At 41.9% G+C, this 3,086-nt stretch carries 4 protein-coding genes; 1 reads left to right on the forward strand and 3 read right to left on the reverse strand.

Annotated elements, in window-relative coordinates; genetic code table 11:
• The first annotated feature begins 53 nt into the window (after positions 1 to 53).
• Positions 54 to 1,037 carry a TIGR00341 family protein gene (locus HKN88_07845; GenBank protein NNC97971.1) on the forward strand — a complete coding sequence of 328 codons (984 nt, stop codon included), beginning with the start codon at positions 54 to 56 and terminating at the stop codon, positions 1,035 to 1,037.
• 83 nt (positions 1,038 to 1,120) lie between these two features.
• Here the strand turns inward: HKN88_07845 and HKN88_07850 are convergent, their stop codons facing one another.
• From HKN88_07850 to HKN88_07860, 3 genes are all read right to left on the reverse strand, one after another.
• The gene (locus tag HKN88_07850) at positions 1,121 to 1,390 is read right to left on the reverse strand and encodes a hypothetical protein (protein ID NNC97972.1); all 270 of its coding nucleotides are present in this window, start codon (positions 1,388 to 1,390) and stop codon (positions 1,121 to 1,123) included.
• Positions 1,391 to 1,730: 340 nt separating this feature from the next.
• Positions 1,731 to 2,606 carry a mechanosensitive ion channel gene (locus HKN88_07855; GenBank protein NNC97973.1) on the reverse strand — a complete coding sequence of 292 codons (876 nt, stop codon included), beginning with the start codon at positions 2,604 to 2,606 and terminating at the stop codon, positions 1,731 to 1,733.
• 83 nt (positions 2,607 to 2,689) lie between these two features.
• Positions 2,690 to 3,086: translocation/assembly module TamB (locus HKN88_07860; protein ID NNC97974.1), on the reverse strand; the 397-nt coding region annotated here is incomplete at its 5' end.

The following is a 3,086-nucleotide window of genomic DNA, read 5'->3' on the forward strand; positions in this document are numbered from 1 at the left end:
TATTCGGTCGTCACTAACAACAAATTAGTCCAATCTGCCAGCAGGGTGTGAACATGAGCGGGAAAATAATAGAGATCAGTACAAACTCAGGCCATCTTGACGGCATATTGTCGATTGCTGAACAACATGACGCTGAAGTAATCTCAATACTCGAATTTCAGAAACAACAAAATCGGGTGGCGGTCAGAATTTATAGCAGTGAAAATTCGGTACAAACCGTTCTAGATAGTATTCAAACACTTTTGCCTGATGAGGCGGATTCCACTTTATTACTATTACCCGTGGATGCCAGGGTGGGCGACTCGGCCGAGCTGGTCACTGAAAAAGTCGAACAGGTTGCTGCGACACGTGAAGAATTATTCACCGAGATCAATAAAGGAACCGATTGTGATCTGAATTTCGTTCTTTTGGCGATATTGTCTACCCTGGTTGCTGCAATCGGTCTGGCTGAAAATAATGTTGCTGTCGTGATCGGGGCGATGGTGATCGCACCACTGCTGGGACCCAATCTGGGCTTGGCTCTGGGTGCAGCTTTAGGTGACAAAGAGCTGATCAAAAAAGCACTTTTTACTAATTTTATCGGAGTTACTCTGACAATCGGACTCGCTATGATTCTGGTAATTTTCTGGCAACCAGACATGCACAGCCAGGAATTACTAAGCCGCACGGAAGTGCAACTAAGCAGTGTTGTGATTGCACTTGCAGCTGGCATTGCCGCTGTCCAGTCGCTGACCACCCGACTTGCCAATTTGTTGGTCGGGGTAATGGTCGCGGTTGCATTGGTGCCGCCCGCTACCGTGTTGGGAATGATGATTGGACTGCAAGAATGGTCTTATGCCAGCGGTGCGGCATTGTTGTTGCTTGTAAACATTGCTGCTGTAAATTTGTCTGCCCAGATCGTATTTTTGTTGCGCGGTATCAGACCGCGTACCTGGATCGAGCGACGTGAAGCACAGCAAGCAACCTGGATTAATATAACTATCTGGATGATCTTATTGGGTCTTTGTGTGCTCTTGATAGTTTATATCGCTAAATGATATTGATTGAAAATTGATTAGAAAAAGGCCCCGTGACGGGGCCTTTTTTTATAGTATTGAAATTAGTATTAGCGGAATCATTATTAATTAAAGTCCAGTTCATCAAGACCATTACGTGATATTCGTCGGCGAACTTGTTTTTTACGTTTACTTTCTTCTTTGGCAGAATACGAAGCCGGCTTATACTCATCAGAGTAATCATCGGAAAAACTGCTACCTTTCAAATCCTTGTAGTAATCGACATCATAATCATCATCATAGAAATCAAAATCTTCGTCAAACGAGTCATCGAACACAACTGATTTGATAGATTTTGATGGTTTACTGCGAGCATAATTCTTTACTCTTGGCACGATAGTAACTCCTCTTTAAGATATGTCATCGTGATTCGAACCCCTGATTTACAGAGATTACACCTCGCTTTATATCCCAGAACTCGAGACACGGCAATCACTTTTGAAACCTATTTATCGGGTCGATCTATCATGTTTAGAGCAATCTGAACCGAACTATAAGTTATTGATATAATTGAATAATTATCTAATAAATGAAAAGACTCTGGCAAATGCCAGTGCTAGTGTTCCGCTTGGTAATGAACTGATCTAGAAAGAGATTGGAAAATGCGTACAATTTCGTCACGCTTGTCAGGTGCCGGTTTCAGAGCTAACTAAGTCAGCTTACGTACTAGCCGGGCTAGGGCTTGATCAGTGTGACTTCCTGACTGGCAGTCGCAATTCTTACCTGACCTTGAGATTGCTCAATGCTGGACAGCAATGCTTCACTTAATTTGTTTTTAACACTGCGTCGCTGATTGAATTCAACTACATATCGTATCGTGTAGGTAATCCAGTTTTCATCAAATTGCATGGTGACAACCGGTTCGATCTCGGCGTTATAGAGTAAATATTTTTCAACCAGGTTTTCCCACTTGGGCATAAATTCTTTGGCATGGTCTTTAAGAATATTTTGAGTTGCTTGCTTAATTATGGCTTTGGTTTTTACTCTGTCCGATTCAAAACGAATGGGCAGTTGTATCTCGTCCCATAAAAAGGGAAAGTCTCCCGAATAATTAAACACCGGGTCCTTAAATAAAAAGCTATTCGCAATACGAACCACCCGACCATTATACAAATCGCCATTTACCCAATCGCCTACTTCAAATAAAGTTGTGCGTAATAAACTAATGTCAATCACATCACCTTTTATGCCGCCGATCTTGATGCGATCACCGGTTTTATAAAAATTCCCAAATGTAATTGCTAACCATCCGGCAATACTGGTGATAACTTCTTGTAATGAAAAAGCAATTGCAGCACCAACTACACCAAGTGAAACGGCAAGCCCTGAAACTTTTTCAATGAATACAAATAATAATAAGAGAATTATTGCTACATAACGAAAAAACCCGACAAATTTCAGTGCATGGTATTTCGAGGACTGGTTGGTGATACTTTTTTTAACCGCAGACCTGATTATTTGAACCAGGATCAAAATGAGTAATATACCAATGCTGGCAATGAGTATTTGCTTTGCGATCGGGTATTCAAATAGTTGTGCTATGTCATTCATAGTGTTATCCATAGAAATTTTGGGTAGGGCGGTATTTATTCCAGTGCGTTAATTGGTACTTGACGGGATTTATCAATTCAGGATCAGTCTCTTTCAAAGCGATACTTTAACAAGGCTCTTGTCTCTTCCGACACTTCGGATTCAATAATCCACTTGGAGCTGAGCATATAGCGGATTTTTGCCACATTAACAGGTTCAATAAATCCCATTGAATAACCAATAAATAATCGTGGAGATAACTGTTTGCCAACATTTAATGCCAAACCACCTAACTCCTGGGTTAAGCTTAATTCACTCAGCCCGGATCTGTCAGCAATTGTCTGAATGCCGGACTCACTGCGTGAGAGTGCCAGAGCCACTGCGGCATTGGCAAGACGGTTCGATTCATCTTCGGAAGCAGCTCCTGGTGGTCTGCCTAATACCAGATAACTCAAAATATCCGATTCGCGCAAGGTCGGAGTCGATTCAAGTCGACTGAGT

Source organism: Gammaproteobacteria bacterium (genome assembly GCA_013001575.1).
Lineage (GTDB): Bacteria > Pseudomonadota > Gammaproteobacteria > Steroidobacterales > JABDMI01 > JABDMI01.